The sequence below is a fragment of the Bradyrhizobium sp. 1 genome (assembly GCF_023073315.1).
Classification (GTDB): Bacteria; Pseudomonadota; Alphaproteobacteria; order Rhizobiales; family Xanthobacteraceae; genus Bradyrhizobium.
Genome location: NZ_JADPJH010000010.1, coordinates 146,181 through 161,987 on the forward strand (window position 1 = coordinate 146,181; position 15,807 = coordinate 161,987).

The window sequence follows — 15,807 nt, forward strand, 5'->3', positions numbered from 1 at the left end:
CAACACATAAGCACGTACTTATGTGTTGCGCAAGCCTTATTGCAAAGCCTCGCCATGCTGCGAAATGTCGAGGCCTTCGAGTTCATGCTCGCGCGATACGCGGAGAGGCACGAACAGCGAGACCAGCTTGAGCAGCACAAAACTCACGCCCGCCGCCCAGACGAAAGTGACGGCGACCCCGTAAACCTGGATCAGAAGCTGCTGCGGGTGGCCCTCGATCAGGCCGGCCGTGCCGCCGATCGCGCTGGTGGCAAACACGCCGGCCAGCAAGGTACCGGTCAGGCCGCCGATGCCGTGGACGCCGAACACATCGAGCGAATCGTCATAGTTGAAGCGGTGCTTCAGCCAGGTGCAGGCCCAATAGCAGACGGCACCGGCGATCATGCCGATGACGATGCCATGCCACGGCGCAACGAAGCCCGAGGCCGGCGTGATGGTGCCGAGGCCCGCGACCGCGCCGGAGATCATGCCGAGCACGGAGGGCTTGCGCCGGGTCGACCATTCGATCGCGCCCCAGGTCAGCGCGCCGGAGCAGGCCGCAAGATGCGTCGCGATGATCGCCAGCACCGCGCGCGAACTGGCCGCGCCCGCCGAGCCGCCATTGAAGCCGAACCAGCCGACCCACAGCAGGCCGGTGCCCATCACCGCGAGCGACAGATCGAACGGCGAGAGATTTTCGGTGCCGTAGCCGTGACGGCGTCCCATCACCTTCGCCGCCACGAGTCCGGCGGTGCCGGCCGACAAATGCACCACGAGGCCGCCGGCGAAATCCAGCACGCCCATGCTGGCGAGGAAGCCGCCGCCCCACACCCAATGCGCCAAGGGAATGTAGACGAAGATGAACCAGGCGACCGAAAACACGAGATAGGCGGAGAACCGCATCCGGTCGGCGACCGCGCCCGCGACCAGCGCCACTGTGATGATCGCAAACGTCATCTGGTACAGCATGAACAGCGCCTCGGGAATCGTCTTCGCCGCCGGGTTGACGCTGTCCATGGTCATGCCCGCGAGGAACCAGCGGTCGAGCGTGCCGATCCACGGGCCATCGCCGACGAAGCAGAGCGAATAGCCGAACGCGACCCAGAGAATCGAGATGATCGTCACTGCGGCAAGGCTCTGCGCCATGGTCGCGAGCACATTCTTCTTGCGCACCATGCCGGAGTAGAACAGCGCCAGGCCCGGGATCGTCATCATCAGCACCAGCGCGGTGGCGACGATCATCCAGGCGGTATCGGCGGTGTTGATCTCGGAGTTCGCGGCATGCGCCGGTGACGTCATGGCCCACACAAATCCGATTCCCGCAGCCATAGCAGCTGCGCGGCGCAACAATCTCGCCATGTCGTTCCCCCAGCAGTGATGACGTCGCACGCTGTGGCGTCGTTGCCCGGTGCGATCGAAGCAGAGCGTTTTCGAGCGAAGCGGATACCGGTTCGCGTGAAAAAACGCGTCAAACAAAAAGTTTAGAGCGCGTCGCTGTCGGTTTCGCCGGTGCGGATGCGAATCGCGTGGTCGATCGGCGTGACGAAGATCTTGCCGTCGCCGATCTGCCCGGTGCGCGCGGTCGCGGTGATCACGGCGACGGCCTTCTCGGCGATGTCGGAGGCCACCGCGATCTCGATGCGCAGTTTTGGCAGGAAGTTCACGACGTATTCCGCGCCGCGATAGATCTCGGTGTGGCCCTTCTGGCGGCCATAACCCTTCACTTCGGTCACGGTCATGCCGTGGACGCCGATCGCTGTCAGCGCCTGGCGGACTTCATCGAGCTTGAAGGGTTTGATGATCGCGACGACGAGTTTCATGGTCAGGCCTATTCCCCGGGGATGCGCTGCGCCGTATGTCCCCGGCGCCGCGTCAATCTGGCATCTTTCCGGGCAAATGGCATAAAAATGTTGCAGATTGAAGCGGAAAAACGTCTGGCCATGTGAACGGCCGCCTCTGTACAGGGCAGCCGTTCATCCATCACAATGCATTTTTCGCATGGATGCGGTAAACCCGAGCGGTGAACCTAAGCGTCCCTGCGGGTACATAAGTATGTTTGAGGGGGGACGCTTCATGGCGAGTTGGTTCTACGCATCCGAGGGCAAGCAGCAGGGGCCCTATCCGGACGGGCAATTCCGCGACTTGGTCGCGCAAGGCATTGTGCGCCCGGATACGCTGGTGTGGTCCGAGGGCATGGCCGGCTGGCAGAAAGCCGCCGAAATCCCCGGCCTGATCGGCGGCAGTGGTGCGCCCCCGATGATGCCCGCCGGCGGGCCGCCGATGATGGGCGGCGGCGGTTATGCGGGCGCGGCCGGCGGTGGACCGCTGGTGCCTCATTTCAGCGTGTTTGGTCTTCTCGGCCGCAGCATCGTGTTCGTGATCGGCACGATCCTGGTCATTCCGGCGCCGTGGGTCGCGGTCTGGTTCTACCAATGGATCATGTCGCACATCCAGGTGCCGGGCCGGCCTAATTTCGGCTTTGCCGGCCAGCCGATGGACATCTGGTGGGCGTTCATGGCCAACGGGCTTCTGGCCTACGCCAGCTTCACCGGAATTTCGGTCGCGCCGCTCCTTGCGGTGGTCGTCAATGCCGTCCTGGCCTGGGTGATCATGCGTTGGATCGTCGCCAATCTCACCTCGAATGGAGAGCGTCTGCCGGTCTCATTCCAGGGCAGCGCGATCGGCTATGTCGGCTGGTATCTCCTGATGATGATCTCGACCATCACCATCATCGGCTGGGCCTGGGTGATCGCGTTCTGGATGCGCTGGAATTGCCGGAACATCGAGGGCACGCGGCGCGAGGTCGTATTCAACGGCAGCGGCTGGCAGATCCTGTGGCGATCGGTGGTGTTCTCGCTGGCCTCGAGCTTGATCATTCCGATCCCGTGGATGTTGCGCTGGTACGGCCGTTGGTTCGTGTCGCAATTTGCGCTCGTCGACCGCGGCGCTGCCGCTCGCAGCTTCTGATTATCTTCGCTCGCGCACGGAGCCTTCCTGCGCGAGCGAAGACCACCGCTGGGGCGTCCGGCTTACGGGCGACCCGGCCGCCCACGACCGATCAAGCGTGAATCGCCAATTGTGCGGCGATCGCTTCCGCGACCGCGCGCATGTCGCGCGCAAGCGCCAGCGAGGTCGGGCGATCCAGCTGGCTGCCGAGGCCGACGGCTGCGACCGTGTGCGAGATCGTCCCCTTCGCGTTCAGGACGGGCACGGCGACGATCGTCACGCCGGCAATGTAATTGCCGCGATCGATGCTAAAACCCTGCTTGCGCACCTGATCGACCTCCTTGCGCCAGGCATCATAGCTCGGCGCGTTGTGCCAGCGCAGCAGGCGAAAGCGCCTCTCGATCTCCTTGTCCGGCTGGCCGCTGAAGGCGGCGACACAACGGCCCGTGGCGCTGATCAACGCGGGAAAGCGGCTTCCGATGTCGACATGAAGCCGCACCGGCGCCTGGCTGCGCGCCAGCGCGACGACGATCATGTTGTCCAGGTCCGGCACCTCGACACCGATCGCCATGACGCCGTAGCGGCTTGAGAGCTCTTCGAGCTTCGGCCGCATCAGGCTGGGAAAGTCGGCAGCATTCTCGAGCACGGCGCGCGCCAGCGGCAGCATGCCGACGCCAAGGCTGTAGCGCTTGGTCTGCGGATCGACCTGCAGCAAATCCTCTGCCAGCAGCGCGCGCACGATGTGCAACGCCGTGCTCGGCACCAAATCGAGAGTCTCCGCAATCGCCTTGAGCCCCTGCGGCGTGGGGCTGCGGCTGAGCAGGCGGAGGATGGCGACGGCGCGCGTGACCGCGGGGACGGCACGGACGCGGGGTGATTTGGCATTCGGCATGATTGTATCGGTACAACAGCGGCCGCGAGCCAACAACATCATCTCATCGCAGGCGCGCCGGTACGGCTTTGATCTTTCCTGCCGCGCCGCATGCGCAGCAGCGTTCGCCGCGATCTTTGATAATTGTATATATACAATTGACAGTGCTATTTGACAATTAGCGCGTCGTCGGTATCTTGCCGGCCATGACCAAGCTGACCGACTACACAAGCTACGCAGCCGCGCAGACGATCTTCTCCCCGGAGAAGCTCTGGGAATTGTTCGACGGCAATCGCGCGCAGCTGAACATCGCGCATGAATGCATCGACCGGCACGCCGGCCGTTCCAATCCGGCCGTGATCGTCGTTCGCGCGGACGGCCCGGACGAGGTGCTGGGCTTTGCCGAGCTCGCGGACGCGTCCTCGCGCTTCGCGCATGATCTGGTGAGCCGCGGGATCAAGGCCGGCGATCGCGTCGCGATCATGCTCGAACCCTCGCGCGCCTTCTACGTGTCGGTGTTCGGCACCATGAAGGCCGGCGCCATCGCGGTGCCACTGTTCACGCTGTTCGGCCCTGATGGCGTCAAGCTGCGCGTCGACGATTGCAAGCCGCGGCTGATCGTGACCAATGCGGAGAAGGCGCCGCTGCTCGCCGGGATCGGCACCGAGGTGGTGGTCGCCGACGACGCTTTCCTGAACGAGTTGAATCGCTTCGCGCCGCACTTCACGCCCGATACGGCGGCCGACGCGATGGCCCTGTTCCAATACACCTCGGGCACGACGCGCGAACTGCCCGAGGCGGTCAAGCACACGCATCGTTCGATCGTGACGCTGATGGTGGCGGCACTGTACGGCACCGGCCTGCGCCCGGGCGATCGCTTCATCTGCCCGTCGTCGCCGGCATGGGGACACGGGCTCTGGCACGGCACACTGGCGCCGCTGGCGCTCGGCATCACCATCGGGGCCTATGCCGGCAAGTTCAATCCGGAGCGGCTGCTGGCTGCGCTCGAGCAGCACCGGTTCACCAACATCTCGGCGGCGGCCACGCATTACCGCATGATGCGGAATTCGGGTGCCGCGCCGCGCTACCGCTACGTGCTGGAGAAATTGTCGTTCACCGGCGAACCGATCGACAGCGAGACGGCGACATTCGTCAACGACACCTTCGGCCGCCAGGTGTGCAGCATGTACGGCACCACCGAGATCGGCGTGATCCTGGTGAGTTATCCCGGCGCGCGCGATTTCGTCGTCAAGCCGGGATCCCTGGGCAAGCCGATCCCCGGCGGCCGCGTCGAAGTGCAGGATGCCGAAGGGCGGCCGTGCGCGACCGGTGTGACCGGCGAGCTGAAGGTCTGGCGCCGTGACACGTGGATCGCGACCAAGGACCTCGGGCGCATCGACGAGGACGGGTACTTTTATCACGGCGGCCGGGCCGATGACGTCATCATCTCCGCCGGCTGGACCATGAGCGCGGTCGAAATCGAGGATGCGATCCTCAAGCATCCGCAGGTGCGCGAGGCCGCGGCCATCGGCGTCCCCGATCCGCTGCGCGGCCAGGTGGTGAAGGCCTTCGTGGTCACGGAACGGCCGGGCGATGCGGCCTTCGAGCACGAGATTCAGAACGTCGTGCGCCAGCGCCTCAGCCATCACGAATATCCGCGCCTCGTCAGCTTCGTCACAGAGCTGCCGAAGACGCCGGCCGGCAAGGTCAATCGCAAGGTGCTGCGGGACCGCGAAGCAATCAAGCAATCAGAAGCAACAAGCTAGAGGAAGGAACGCCACATGCTGGACAAGATCGAAAGCAGATTTCCGAAGATCACCGAAGAGGGCCTCGACGATCTGCGCAAGCGCATCGGCGTCACCATCGGCGTGACCGCCGAGCCCTGGTGCTACGAGGCGACGCGCGACAACATCCGTCACTACGCGCACGGCATCGGCGACGACAACCCGCTCTGGTGCGATCCCGATTACGCCGCCAAGTCCAGCTATGGCGGCATCGTCGCGCTGCCGAGCTTCCTGTTCTCGACCAGCCGCATCGTGTCCGGCTATGTCGGCGGCATGCCCGGCGTCCACGCCATGTGGTCGGGCGCGGACTGGACCTGGCACAAGGCTGTCAGGCGCAACGACGTGATTTCGACCGAGGCAAAGTTGAAAGACCTCGTCGAGCATCAGACGCGCTTCGCGGGTCGGGCGATCCAGCAGACCTATCACGTCGATTTCTTCAACCAGCAGGGCGACCTCGTCGCCGAAGCGGATAGCTGGTGCTTCCGGACCGAGCGCGACCATGCGCGCGACCAGGGCACCAAATACAGCGAGGTCAAGGCCCGCGCGCCGCGCCGCTACAGCGACGAGGAGCTCGCCGCAGCCTACAAGCACTATGCCGCCGAGCGGATTCAGGGTTCGCGGCCGCGCTATTGGCAGGACGTCACCGAAGGCGAGGCGCTGCCGGTGATGCTGAAGGGCCCGATGACGGTCACCGGCTTCATCGCCTATGCACAAGGCTGGGGCGGTCTCTACATCCGCGCCAACAAGCTCGCCTGGAAGCTGCAGGACGCCCACCGCGGTCTCGGCATTCCGAACCGTTTCAATATCCCCGACTGTCCCGAGCGCGTGCATTGGGAAGAGGAATTCGCGCTCGAAGTCGGCGCGCCCGGCGCCTATGATTACGGTCCGGAACGCTGCTCCTGGCTGACCCATCACCTCACCAACTGGATGGGCGATGACGGTTTCCTGCGCCGCGCGACCTGCAAGATCCGCCGGCACAATCCCGAGGGCGACATCCTGTTCATCAAGGGCAAGGTGAAGCGCAAGTTCGTCGAGAACGGCCGTCACCTCGTCGAGATCGAACAGGAAGCGCGCAACCAGGACGACGAGCTCTCCGTACTCGGCACCGGTATCGTGGAATTGCCAAGCCGTAGCTAACAGTAACCAACTGGGCGAACGAGCATGCCCGCAACCGAACTCACGCGCGGAGCGGTGACCGGCCTCAAGGTCGTCGATCTCTCGCGCGTGCTGGCGGGGCCGCTGTGCACGCAGATGCTGGCCGATCATGGCGCCGATGTCGTCAAGATCGAGCCACCGTCGGGCGATGAGACCCGCGGTCTCGGGCCACCGTTCGATGCGGCCGGACAGGCCGCGTATTTCGGCGCCGTCAACCGCGGCAAGCGCGGCATGGCGCTCGACCTCTCGCGCACTGAAGGGTGCGCGGTGCTCGACGCGCTGCTGAAGGACGCCGATGTGCTGGTGGAGAATTTCCTGCCCGGCACCATGGAGCGCTGGGGGCTCGGCTACGAGGCGCATTTATCCGCGCGCTTTCCGCGCTTGATCTACTGCGCGATCTCGGGCTTCGGCGCTGACGGGCCGCTCGGCGGATTGCCCGGCTATGATGCCGTGCTCCAGGCCATGTGCGGCCTGATGAGCATCAACGGGACGGAAGGTTCGGGCGCCACGCGCGTCGGCGTTCCCATCGTCGATTACGTCACCGGCTACAATGCGCTCACCGGCGTGTTGCTGGCGCTCGCGGCGCGCGAACGAACCGGACGGGGGCAGCGTGTCGAGGTGACGCTGTTCGACACCGCGCTTGGCCTGCTGGTCCCGCACGCGGCGAACTGGATCTGCTCTGGCAACGTGCCCGGCCGCCTCGGTAGCGCCCATCCCAACATCGCGCCTTACGACAAGTTCGCGGCGGCCGACGGCGAGATATTTCTCGGCATCCTCAACGACGGCCAGTTCCGCCGCTTCTGCCAGAAGGTGAGACGCGGCGACCTGCTCGACGACCCACGTTTCCGCACCAACGCCGATCGGCTCCGTCACGTGGCAGCGCTTCGCACCGAGCTGGAGCGGACGCTGGCCGGATTCAAGTCCGATGATCTCTGCCGCGACTTGATGCAGGCCGGCGTCCCCGCCGGCGTGGTCAACACGGTGCCGCAGGCGTTCGCGCAAGCCCATGTCGCCCACCGCGACATGCTGGTTGAAAGCGAGGGCCATCGCGCGCCCGGCATTCCCGTGAAGCTGGCGCAGACGCCTGGGAGCGTGGAGCGACGGCCGCCCCGCTTTGGCGAGCATGCCCGCGACATTCTGGCGGGGGCCGGTTTTGACGAGGCGATGATCGACCGCCTGATCGACGCAGGCATCGTCATGCCGCAAAGGAAGGACACCGCGTAACGATAAGAAGGCGACCAGGAAAACAATCAAAATAAATAATCGGAGGAAACGATCATGCTGAAATCCGCGAGATGGGCCGTGGGATTGCTGGCCCTGCTATGGAGTTGCGCAAGCCTTGCGCAAACGTTTCCGACCAAGCCGGTCAGGATCATCGTTCCCTACCAGGCGGGCCAGGGCACCGACGTCGTGGCACGATATCTGGCCGACCATTTGTCGCGCACGCTCGGCCAGCGCTTCTATGTCGAGAACAAGCCCGGTGCCGGCGGCAATATCGGTGCCGAGCAGGCGGCGCATTCGGAGCCCGACGGCTACACGCTGCTGATGGGCACCAACGCCACCCAGACCATGAACGAGTTCATGTATCCTTCGATGGGTTTCGCGCCTGACAAGGACTTTGCTCCGATCATCCTGGTCGGCAAGCTGCCGCTGGTGATCACGGCCGGTCCGTCGTTTGCCGGAAACGACGTGGTCGATCTGATCGCTGCGGCCAAGACGAAGCCCGACAAGATCGACGTCGCCCTGCCGAGCACGACGGCGCGTGTCATCTTCGAGTTTCTCAAGGATGTGACCGGCGCGCCGATGTTCGGCGTTCCCTACAAGGGCTCGGCAACGGCGATGACCGACGTGCTCGGCGGACAGGTGCCGCTGCTGATCGATACGGTGACCGCGGTGCGCACCCAGATCGAGGATGGCAAGCTGAAGGCGCTCGGCGTCACCGTGCTGAAGCCGAGCGAGTTGTTGCCGGGCGTGAAGCCGGTCGCCGAGCAGGGCGTGCCTGATTTCGAGATGGCGGGATGGAATGCCTTCTACGCGCCGCGCGACACGCCGCAGGCCATCATCGAGCTTCTGAACGGCGAGTTCGCCAAGGCGCTCGCCCTGCCCGAGACGCGGAAGCGGCTGCAAGAGCTGGGCTTTGATCCGGCCGGCGGAACGCCGATGGACCTCGCCCGGTTCGAGACGCGGGAACGGCTCAAATGGGGGCCAGTGATCAAGGCGACGGGTTTGCAGGGCGGCTAACGTTGCAGCGAGATCAGGTTCTGCGCTCGCGCACCGAGCCTTCCTGCGCCACTGAGGCCACCAGCGTACCATCCGGCTTGAAGATGAGGCCGCGGCTCAGGCCGCGGCCGCCTTGCGCGCTCGGCGAATCCTGCGCGTAGAGCAGCCATTCGTCGGCGCGGAACGGGCGGTGGAACCACATCGCGTGATCGAGGCTCGCCGGCATCATGCGCTTGTCGAACAGCGTGCGGCCATAGCGCGCCATGATCGCGTCGAGCAGCGAAAAGTCCGAGGCGTAGGCGAGCGCGCACAGATGCAGCGCAGGATCATCAGGAAGTTTTGCGGCCGTGCGGATCCAGATATGGATGCGGCCGTCGTCGACCTTCTGGCCGAAATAGCGGCCGATCTCGACGGGGCGCAATTCGATTGGGCGATCCATCTCATAGTAGCGGCGGATGAACTCCGGCATCTCCTTGAACTGCGGCTGCTTTGCAACCTCCTCCGCGGTCAGCTTTTCCGGCGGCGGCACGTCCGGCATCTTGTCCTGGTGATCGAAGGCGCTTTCCTCCTCGGCGTGGAATGACACCATGATCGAGAAGATCGCATTGCCGTGCTGGATCGCGGTGACGCGGCGGGTCGAATAGCTCTTGCCGTCGCGCAGCCGTTCGACCTGGTAGATGATCGGAACCTGCGGGTCGCCGGGCAGGATGAAATAGCAATGCAGCGAATGCGGCAGCCGGCCTTCGACGGTCCGGCAAGCCGCAACCATCGCCTGCCCGATCACCTGGCCGCCAAAGACCCGCTGCCAGTCCGTCTTCGGGCTGTTGCCGCGAAACAAATTCACCTCGAGCTGTTCGAGGTCGAGGATCGAAATCAGGTCGAACAGGCTCTTGGACATGGCGTGAACTTTCTTGCCGTCATTCCGGGTCGGGTGCTCCGGAATGATACAATAGGGGCTTCCGCCCTTGTTTCACCTCACTGTTTCGCCCAGCTATAGTCTGCTAGCAAGACCAAGAATTGACTGGGACTTTGGCAGGAAAACTTGGGTATGTCGGTACAGGGTAGCATTGTCATTGGCGGCGGCGCGTTTGCCGGCCTCGCACTGGCTCTGGCGTTGCGTCAGGGGCTGGGACCTGAGATTCCCGTCATCGTCGCCGACCCCGCGCTTGCCACACGGCCGAGCCGCGACCCGCGCGCGACCGCGATCGTGGCCGCCTGCCGCCGCCTGTTCGAGGCGATCGGCGCCTGGGACGACGTCAAGGGCGAGGCGCAGCCGATCCTCGACATGGTGGTCACCGATTCCAAGCTGGAGGACGCCACGCGTCCGGCATTCCTGAATTTTGCCGGCGACGTCGCGCCGGGCGAGCCCTTTGCCCACATGGTCGAGAACCGCCGCCTGATCGATGCGCTGGTGCTGCGCGCCGAGGCCGAGGGCATCGATCTTCGCGCGACGACTGTGGCAACTTACGACGCGCGCGACGCGGGCATCGATGTAACGCTCGGCGACGGCAGCGTGATTGCGGCAAGTCTCCTTGTCGCCGCCGATGGCGCACGGTCAAAACTGCGCGAACGCGCCGGCATCGCCACCCATGGCTGGGAATACGACCAGTCCGGCATCGTCGTCACCGTCGGTCACGAGCGCGATCACGAGGGCCGCGCCGAAGAGCACTTCCTGCCGGCCGGTCCGTTCGCGATCCTGCCGCTCTCGGGAAAACGCTCGTCGCTGGTCTGGACCGAGCGTCGCAGCGAGGCGGCGCGCATCATTGCGCTCAGCGACGAAGAATTTCATGGCGAGCTCGAGCAGCGTTTTGGCCTGCATCTCGGCGAAGTGAAGGCGCTCGACAAGCCGCGCGCGTTTCCGCTGTCCTATTTCGTCGCGCGCTCCTTCGTCGCCGAGCGCCTCGCGCTGGTCGGCGATTCCGCGCATGTCATTCACCCCATCGCGGGCCAGGGTCTCAACATGGGGCTGAAGGATGTCGCAGCACTGGCCGAGGTCGTGGTCGATGCCGCGCGGCTCGGCATGGATCTCGGTGGCACCGACGTGCTCGAACGTTACCAGCGCTGGCGCCGCTTCGACACCATGGCGATGGGCGTTGCCACCAACTCGCTGAACTTCCTGTTCTCCAACCAGTCGACGTTGCTGCGCACCGTCCGCGACATCGGGTTAGGTCTCGTCGACCGCGCCCCGCCGCTGAAGAATCTTTTCATTCGGCAAGCCGCAGGGCTGACGGGCGAGATACCGCGGTTGCTGAAGGGCGAGGCACTGTGAGGGCGAATGGTGAGTAGCGAATAGCGAGTGGATCCATTCGCTACTCGCCATTCCCTATTCGCCGCCCTCAATCGATCTTGCGCGCCTCTTCCGGCAGCATGATCGGGATGCCGTCGCGGATCGGATAAGCGAGTTTTGCGGACCGCGAGATCAGCTCCTGCTTGGCGGAATCGAACTCCAGCGGGCCCTTGGTCAGCGGGCAGACCAGGATCTCCAGCAGCTTGGGATCGACGCTGTTTTCGGGGCGTTCGGTGGGCGCGTTCATTGTGGTCTCCGACGGTCGGTTGCCTCTAGCACAGAAAACCGCGGTCTAGGCGGAAACCATCCGCATAATTTCGTCGAGCAGGCCCTGGAGCCGTGCCGCCGGCGCCGGCGTGCCCGACAGGGCAAAGCCGAGAAACGTCCAGTACAGGATCTGCCCGCGGGCCTGCGCGGTCGCAGGCGCAAGTCCGCGTTTCTCCAGCAGCCGCTCGATATAGTCGATCCTGCGGCGGTCGATCGCGCGGACCGCGGCTTGCGCGGCGGCATCGAACGCCGCCCAGTTGCGCACGGCACGCTCGACATCGAGCCGCGCGCCAAAAGTCCGCCGCAGCAGCGCTTGCAGCGGCTCGTCGCTTCCGGCTTCGACGTCGGCGATGATCTGCTCAGCCGCAATCTCGCGCCAGCGTTTCAGCACGGCCGCGTGGAACGCGCCGAGATCGGCAAAATGCCAATAGAAGCTGCCGCGCGAAACGCCCATGGCCTTGGCGAGCGGATCGGCCTTCAGCGCCGTGAAGCCGCTCCTGGCGAGCGCCTTCACGCCTTCCTTGATCCAGTCGTCGGCGGAGAGCTGCTCGGTCATGTCGGGTCCCGCAATTCGACCATACACTAGTGTATTGACAGCCGGCGAACCAGCGCTTATCTCACCATACACAGATGTATGGACAGATTCTCGGGAGCTTTGTCGATGCGTGATCTTTTGCTCCAAGGTGCCGGCGTCGCCGCCATAGCCGTCGCCGTCATCCATGGCACCCTCGGTGAGACCAAGGTGTTTCCCCGCGCCCGGATCGAGCCGGAACGGCTCCGGACGCTGATCCGCCTGGTCTGGCAGGCCTCGACCGTCGCCTGGATCGGCGGTGGCGTGCTGCTGATCGCGGCGCCCTGGATGGACTCGGAGCCGGCACGCCGCTGGATCGTCACCACCATGGCCTGCGTATACGGCTTGTCGGCGCTCGCCAACGCATGGGCGACGCGTGGCCGGCATTTTGGTTGGATGGCGCTCAGCGCCGTCGTCGCGCTCGCGGTCGCCGGCTACTAGCAACGCGACTCTGGCCCGTGAGACGTAAGGCCGCAGCGTCGCACGAAATGCACGCTGAACACGGAGCGCGCTGATCTTTTTCGGATCGTTAGAATAACTCTAAAGCAATCCGGCCCCAAACCGGATTGACTTCACCCTCTCCTTTGCTTCCTTCGGCCCCGCTTCGCGCCGCGCGCGCACGACAGAGGAGGAGACGTTCGTGAAGGTCATTCGTGTTGTTGCAATTGCACTGACGGTCGGCATTGGGATGAGCTCGGCGGCCATGGCCGACGGTTTCAGGGATTGCACCAAGCTCGACAAGGCGTCGTGGAAGCCGGCGAGCGAAGCCGAAGCCAAGGCCAAAGCGCTGGGTTACGAAGTGCGGCGCTCCAAGATCGAAGGCTCGTGCTATGAAGTCTACGGCGTCAAGGAAGGCAAGCTCTACGAGCTGTTCTACAGCCCCGAAGATCTCAGCCTGAAGAAGACGGTTGCCAAGTAAGGTTTCAAGTAAGGCTTGAGGATAGTCCCGGCTTGATCGACGAAGCGGTGCCAGAAGCGCGCGGGGCGTCCGACAGGACCCCCGCGGATCGAACGGTTTCGCGGACGGTCGCAGTCTGGGACCTCCCGCTGCGTCTGTGGCATTGGGCCTTCGCGGCCAGCATTCTGGCCGCGTGGTTCACCCCGACCGTTTACGACAGGCTTCACCGCATCGCCGGCTACACGGTGCTCGGGCTCCTGGCCTTCCGCCTGGCCTGGGGTTTTTTTGGAAGCCGCTATTCCCGCTTTCGCATGGTCGGCGTCAGGCTTCGGGCCGCGCCGCGCTATCTCTGGAATCTGCGCCGGGGCATGACCGGCCGCTATATCGGGCTCAATCCGGCCGGCACTCTGATGCTGGTGGCCCTGCTGCTGGCCATCGCCGTCTCGGCCATCACCGGCGCGATGTCGGTGACGGTCACCTTCTTCGGCCTGTGGTGGGTCGAGGACACTCATGCCTATGCGTCGGACGCGGTCATCGTGCTGGTCGTGCTGCACGTGTTGGGCGTGGTGCTGATGGGGCTTCTTCAGCGCGAGAACCTGATCCGCGCGATGATCAGCGGACGCAAGCGCATCCGGCATCACAGCTGAGTGTCACTGCAACGGCGGATCGCCGCTGGTGCGTTTCTTGGCGAGGTCCATCTCGGTGACCGCGATCAGGATCTCGGCGCGGGTCTTCAGATCCATGGCTTCCAGCATGGCCTGCTTCTCCGCGGGGCCATAGGGCGACATCATCGCCAGCGCATTGACGAGCGCTTCGTTCGGCGCGCTCTCGACGCCTTCCCAATCGACCTTGAGATTGTTGGCCTTCAGAAAATCCGACAGCACCGTCAGCAGCGCCTCGCGGTCGACCTCGTCCTCGCCTATGCGCGCGGTGAAGTCGTCGATGAAGGTGAAGAAATCCACCTTGCACTGCCGGTAGGCGGTGAGCACTTCGAGCTCCTCGACCACCTTGAAGCGCGAGACGCCGGTGAGCTCGAGGATGTAACGGCCGTCGCCGGATTCGGCGAGCTGGGTGATGCGGCCGACGCAACCGACCCGGAATAGCGTCGGCTTGTCGGAACCCTTCGGCGAGTGCGCGATATCAGGCTGGATCATGCCGATCAGGCGATGGCCGTCGCGGAAGCTGTCGTCGACCATCGAGAGGTAGCGCGGCTCGAAGATGTTGAGCGGCATCTGGCCGCGCGGCAGCAACAGCGCGCCCGGCAGCGGAAACACCGGAATGATCTCGGGGAGGTCGGCGGGTCCGCGATATTCGATGTTGATCGGCATCTGGTCCCCGCTGACGTCGCTCGCGCGTCTTCCTTAAGAAAACAGGATGATCGACAAGCGCTTGCGTCCCTCGACGGTTGCATCATCCGCGCCGCCCCAGGCCTCGAAGAACTGCACGAGCTGCTTGCGGGCGCCGTCGTCGTTCCATTTGCGGTCGCGCTTGACGATCGCAAGCAGCTGCTCGGTGGCGGCCGCGCGGTTGCCCTGCGCATTCAGCGCGGTCGCAAGATCGAATCGCGCCTGATGATCGAGCGGGTCCGCCGCGACTTTCTGTTCCAGCTCCGCCACCGGCCCCAGCGATTCAGCCTGCTCGGCGAGATCTATCGCGGCCTGCACCGCCTTCACGGCAGGGTCGTTGCGCTTGGACTCCGGCACCATGGCGAGCGTCTGCTTGGCCTGCTCCATCGCGCCGGAGACGGCGTAGCATTTTGCCAGCCCGGCGAGGGCGGCGATGTTGGTCGATTCATGCTGCAGCACTTCGGCGTAGATCTGGGCGGCCGCAGCGGCATCGCCCTCGGCGAGCACGGCCTCGGCCTCCTGGAGAATCTCGGCGATGTTCGCCTCGCCCGGCGCCGTGACGCCCTTGGTGACCTTTTCGATGAAGGCGTTGATCTGGCTCTCCGGCACCGCGCCCATGAAACCGTCGGCGGGCTGACCGTTGACGAAGGCGATCACGGCAGGGATCGACTGGATCCCCATCTGGCCCGGGATCGCCGGATGCTGGTCGATGTTCATCTTGACCAGCTTGACCTTGCCCTTGGCCGCCTTGACCGCCTTTTCCAGGATGGGGGTCAGCTGCTTGCAGGGACCGCACCACTCCGCCCAGAAGTCGATCAGCACCGGCTGCAGCTTCGATTCCTCGATGACGTCGTTCACGAAGGTCTGGGTCGTGGTGTCCTTAATCAGATCGGCCGCAGCCGGGCCCGCTCCGTTACCCTGGTCGATGATCGTCACGGGATTCCCTCGTCTGATGTCTGGAATGGCGGGCTCTTTAGCACGTCGCCAATGCATATGCTTTGTCGTCGGCTCCTAAATTGGGCCGGGACGGCCGAATTTCAATCCATCGGGATCGATTCGCCGGTTCTGGGGCATTTCCGGGCCATTTGGCCGCATTCGGGGTCCATATAGGGCCCGGATCGCGAATCTATCCCGCCGGTAGCTGTTGCATTCCCCGCCCGGTTTTGGCATACGACAGCCGTTGCCGGGCGCGTCACGCGGTCGACACAGGATGCGGGTGTAGCTCAGTGGTAGAGCACGACCTTGCCAAGGTCGGGGTCGAGGGTTCGAGCCCCTTCGCCCGCTCCAATTTACCTCTTGGCAGATTTTGGGCTGTTCAGCGCCGGTTCAGGCGGCTCCTGGTTTAATCCGGAGCGTTCCGTCAGGGTCGCAAAATTGATCCGGAACCCGGGCAAATCCTTGCAGGTTTTGTAAATAAGCTTAAATTACGATCCAGAGGTTGCATCCTGAGCGGATGCGGAGTCAGACGATGATGAAAGCCCAA

Annotated in this window: 17 protein-coding genes and 1 tRNA gene; 10 read left to right on the plus strand and 8 right to left on the minus strand. The window is 64.4% G+C overall.

The window, feature by feature from the left end:
- Positions 1-36: 36 nt before the first annotated feature.
- Positions 37-1,338 (minus strand): ammonium transporter, encoded by a 1,302-nt coding sequence (locus IVB29_RS03315; RefSeq protein ID WP_247501967.1) that lies wholly within the window; start codon positions 1,336-1,338, stop codon positions 37-39.
- Between the two features lie 122 nt (positions 1,339-1,460).
- On the minus strand, positions 1,461-1,799 hold the full coding sequence (locus IVB29_RS03320) for a P-II family nitrogen regulator (protein ID WP_007604102.1): 339 nt from the start codon (positions 1,797-1,799) through the stop codon (positions 1,461-1,463).
- 253 nt (positions 1,800-2,052) lie between these two features.
- Here IVB29_RS03320 and IVB29_RS03325 point away from each other — a divergent pair, with 253 nt between their 5' ends.
- Positions 2,053-2,946, plus strand: a complete 894-nt coding sequence (locus tag IVB29_RS03325) for a DUF4339 domain-containing protein (RefSeq protein WP_247501968.1) — start codon at positions 2,053-2,055, stop codon at positions 2,944-2,946.
- Between the two features lie 91 nt (positions 2,947-3,037).
- On the opposite strand, the gene IVB29_RS03330 is transcribed toward IVB29_RS03325, so the two are convergent.
- Positions 3,038-3,817 (minus strand): IclR family transcriptional regulator, encoded by a 780-nt coding sequence (locus IVB29_RS03330; RefSeq protein ID WP_247501969.1) that lies wholly within the window; start codon positions 3,815-3,817, stop codon positions 3,038-3,040.
- A gap of 185 nt (positions 3,818-4,002) precedes the next feature.
- Between IVB29_RS03330 and IVB29_RS03335 the strand changes: the two genes are divergently transcribed.
- The 4 genes from IVB29_RS03335 to IVB29_RS03350 are packed head-to-tail and all read left to right on the plus strand — an operon-like array spanning position 4,003 to position 8,976.
- On the plus strand, positions 4,003-5,562 hold the full coding sequence (locus IVB29_RS03335; RefSeq protein WP_247501970.1) for an acyl-CoA synthetase: 1,560 nt from the start codon (positions 4,003-4,005) through the stop codon (positions 5,560-5,562).
- A 15-nt stretch (positions 5,563-5,577) separates the two neighbouring features.
- Positions 5,578-6,717, plus strand: coding sequence for a MaoC family dehydratase N-terminal domain-containing protein (locus tag IVB29_RS03340; RefSeq protein ID WP_247501971.1), 1,140 nt, complete (start codon positions 5,578-5,580; stop codon positions 6,715-6,717).
- 24 nt (positions 6,718-6,741) lie between these two features.
- Positions 6,742-7,959 carry a CoA transferase gene (locus IVB29_RS03345; protein WP_247501972.1) on the plus strand — a complete coding sequence of 406 codons (1,218 nt, stop codon included), beginning with the start codon at positions 6,742-6,744 and terminating at the stop codon, positions 7,957-7,959.
- 54 nt (positions 7,960-8,013) lie between these two features.
- A complete protein-coding gene (locus IVB29_RS03350) occupies positions 8,014-8,976 on the plus strand; it encodes a tripartite tricarboxylate transporter substrate-binding protein (RefSeq protein ID WP_247501973.1) in 963 nt (320 codons plus the stop codon).
- Between the two features lie 13 nt (positions 8,977-8,989).
- On the opposite strand, the gene tesB is transcribed toward IVB29_RS03350, so the two are convergent.
- Positions 8,990-9,853, minus strand: coding sequence for an acyl-CoA thioesterase II (gene tesB, locus IVB29_RS03355; RefSeq protein WP_092027739.1), 864 nt, complete (start codon positions 9,851-9,853; stop codon positions 8,990-8,992).
- 150 nt (positions 9,854-10,003) lie between these two features.
- Here tesB and IVB29_RS03360 point away from each other — a divergent pair, with 150 nt between their 5' ends.
- Entirely contained in the window at positions 10,004-11,224 is a 1,221-nt protein-coding gene (locus IVB29_RS03360; protein WP_247501974.1) for a ubiquinone biosynthesis hydroxylase, read from the plus strand.
- Between the two features lie 67 nt (positions 11,225-11,291).
- Here IVB29_RS03360 and IVB29_RS03365 read toward each other — a convergent pair whose 3' ends face one another.
- Both IVB29_RS03365 and IVB29_RS03370 read right to left on the minus strand, forming a co-directional pair.
- Entirely contained in the window at positions 11,292-11,489 is a 198-nt protein-coding gene (locus tag IVB29_RS03365; RefSeq protein ID WP_092232493.1) for a Trm112 family protein, read from the minus strand.
- Between the two features lie 45 nt (positions 11,490-11,534).
- Positions 11,535-12,065, minus strand: a complete 531-nt coding sequence (locus IVB29_RS03370) for a TetR/AcrR family transcriptional regulator (RefSeq protein WP_247501975.1) — start codon at positions 12,063-12,065, stop codon at positions 11,535-11,537.
- Between the two features lie 105 nt (positions 12,066-12,170).
- On the opposite strand from IVB29_RS03370, the gene IVB29_RS03375 reads away from it, so the two are divergent.
- The 3 genes from IVB29_RS03375 (at position 12,171) to IVB29_RS03385 (ending at position 13,625) form a co-directional block, all read left to right on the plus strand.
- A complete protein-coding gene (locus IVB29_RS03375) occupies positions 12,171-12,521 on the plus strand; it encodes a hypothetical protein (protein WP_247501976.1) in 351 nt (116 codons plus the stop codon).
- A 199-nt stretch (positions 12,522-12,720) separates the two neighbouring features.
- On the plus strand, positions 12,721-12,999 hold the full coding sequence (locus IVB29_RS03380) for a PepSY domain-containing protein (RefSeq protein WP_247501977.1): 279 nt from the start codon (positions 12,721-12,723) through the stop codon (positions 12,997-12,999).
- A gap of 32 nt (positions 13,000-13,031) precedes the next feature.
- Positions 13,032-13,625, plus strand: a complete 594-nt coding sequence (locus tag IVB29_RS03385) for a cytochrome b/b6 domain-containing protein (RefSeq protein WP_247501978.1) — start codon at positions 13,032-13,034, stop codon at positions 13,623-13,625.
- Positions 13,626-13,628: 3 nt separating this feature from the next.
- Here the strand turns inward: IVB29_RS03385 and IVB29_RS03390 are convergent, their stop codons facing one another.
- Together IVB29_RS03390 and trxA are read right to left on the minus strand one after the other, a co-directional pair.
- Positions 13,629-14,306, minus strand: coding sequence for an LON peptidase substrate-binding domain-containing protein (locus IVB29_RS03390; protein ID WP_247501979.1), 678 nt, complete (start codon positions 14,304-14,306; stop codon positions 13,629-13,631).
- Between the two features lie 33 nt (positions 14,307-14,339).
- The gene (trxA, locus tag IVB29_RS03395; protein ID WP_247501980.1) at positions 14,340-15,260 is read right to left on the minus strand and encodes a thioredoxin; all 921 of its coding nucleotides are present in this window, start codon (positions 15,258-15,260) and stop codon (positions 14,340-14,342) included.
- Between the two features lie 276 nt (positions 15,261-15,536).
- Here trxA and IVB29_RS03400 point away from each other — a divergent pair.
- Positions 15,537-15,611, plus strand: a tRNA-Gly gene (locus IVB29_RS03400).
- Positions 15,612-15,807: the final 196 nt, after the last annotated feature.